Source organism: Nocardia acidivorans NBRC 108247 (assembly GCF_001625085.1).
In the GTDB taxonomy this organism is placed as follows: Bacteria; Actinomycetota; Actinomycetes; order Mycobacteriales; family Mycobacteriaceae; genus Nocardia; species Nocardia acidivorans.
In genome coordinates this window covers 1-1,470 of sequence record NZ_BDAW01000077.1, presented here as the reverse complement: position 1 = coordinate 1,470, position 1,470 = coordinate 1, and the positions used below count along the sequence as shown (strand labels likewise).

Below are 1,470 nucleotides of genomic sequence, written 5' to 3'. Positions count from 1 at the left end.
CGCGGGCCACCGTTGGGGCCGCCGCCCTCGGGGTAGAGGCTGGTGAACTGCAACGGGCGGGTATCGGAGTAGAACCCGAGAGTGCCGCGCTCGCACAGGAACACTCGGTCGATGGGGAATGTGCGCGACTTGATCACGGTCAGGCCCATGAGCTCGCCGGGAATCACGCCGGTATAGGCGATGGACTCATTGGCGACGTTGCCGTTGTAGACCTTGAGAATCTGGTCGTTGTCCATCAGCACCGACAGCAGGCCCGGGTGAACGACGAGGGTGTCGGGCTCGAATCCCCAGGCCTCATCTGCGGTCGCGTTGGTCGGGGCGGCAGTCGAGATCTTCTCGACGGCCTTGGCCAGGTCGGTGCGAGGCTTGCCCGAGGTGTTGTCCCACGCGGCCGAGGCGGCCATGGTGGGCACGGCCGCCGAGGTCAACAGGGCCTTCGTGGCGCGGTCGTTGGCGCGGATGAACGTGTTCTTGAGCCCGTTCATCTGCTTGTTGACGGCGTCGATGTTGTTCTCGTCGATCATCTCTTTCGAGATGCGCACGCCGAGCGCCTTCTTCGTGGCGAACGCGACGCGCGGCAGGCCGAGCTGACCGGACGAGACCGGGATCTCGCCGAACTCGGCGACGTCCTGGACATCGGAATCCAGGAACATCGGGTCGCCCTCGCGGTAGGCGACGACACCGGCCTCGTTCTTGCCTCCATTGCGGAACAGGGCCTCGCTGATGAACTGGTTTTCCATCAGTTCGCGGAGCTTGGTCGGGATGAACAGCGGGCTCTTGACCAAGTCGGACACGGTCATCCGGTTGCCGTCGCTGACGCTCACGAGCGTGGTGGGCATGGGGTTGTCTCCTTTCTCGTTGCGCCGTTAGGCGATTCGGACCAGGCCGGTCGCGCCGAGTGCGACACCGGCGGGTTCGGTGCAGATGCCGACGATCGTGCGAGCGTCGGGAGTTGCCCCGGCGGGGGCGACGGTTCCCGCGGCGGTGGCGACGAGTTTGTCGCCGAAATTCGCTGCGGCGCTGTACTTCACGGAGACCTCGTCGCCGGAGTAGGCGACGGCGGTGTTGGTCGGGACGGGCACCGCCGAGACGATCACGCGGCCGAGGGCGTCGGTGCTGTTGGCGGGCGGGTTCTGTTCGGGGGCAATGGCGTCGGACAGTGCGACGCCGAGGACCTTGACCGAGGCGGCGGCGGCGACGCCGATACGGCCACCGGCGCGGGCCTCGACGAGCTGACCGCCGAGGATCACCTCGCCCGAGGCGGGGATGAAGGTCTTCGGGCCGCCCCGAGTGACCTGGAGGACTCCGGCCATGTCAGATACTCCAATTCTTGTAGATGTCGGATGCGCGGACGTCGGCTACGTCGGCGGGTTCGGTGGCGTGACCGAGCTCGGTCACCGGCACCGCGGTGTTGGGTGCCATGGACGCGAGCAGGGTGCGGCCGTGGTCGAGGTCGGCGTCGAGGGTCTT

General features: G+C 67.0%; 2 protein-coding genes. Both read right to left on the bottom strand.

Translation table 11 applies throughout. From position 1 onward, the window contains the following. Positions 1 to 839: phage major capsid protein (locus tag NA10_RS29210; RefSeq protein WP_067573684.1), on the bottom strand; the 839-nt coding region annotated here is incomplete at its 3' end. Between the two features lie 27 nt (positions 840 to 866). Continuing rightward, positions 867 to 1,313, bottom strand: coding sequence for a hypothetical protein (locus NA10_RS29205; protein ID WP_067573683.1), 447 nt, complete (start codon positions 1,311 to 1,313; stop codon positions 867 to 869). Positions 1,314 to 1,470 lie beyond the last annotated feature (157 nt).

Coding starts and splice junctions, on each gene's coding strand:
- NA10_RS29205 (WP_067573683.1), bottom strand. CDS start 1,313: ATGGCCGGAGTCCTCCAGGTCACTCGGGGCGGCCCGAAGACCTTCATC.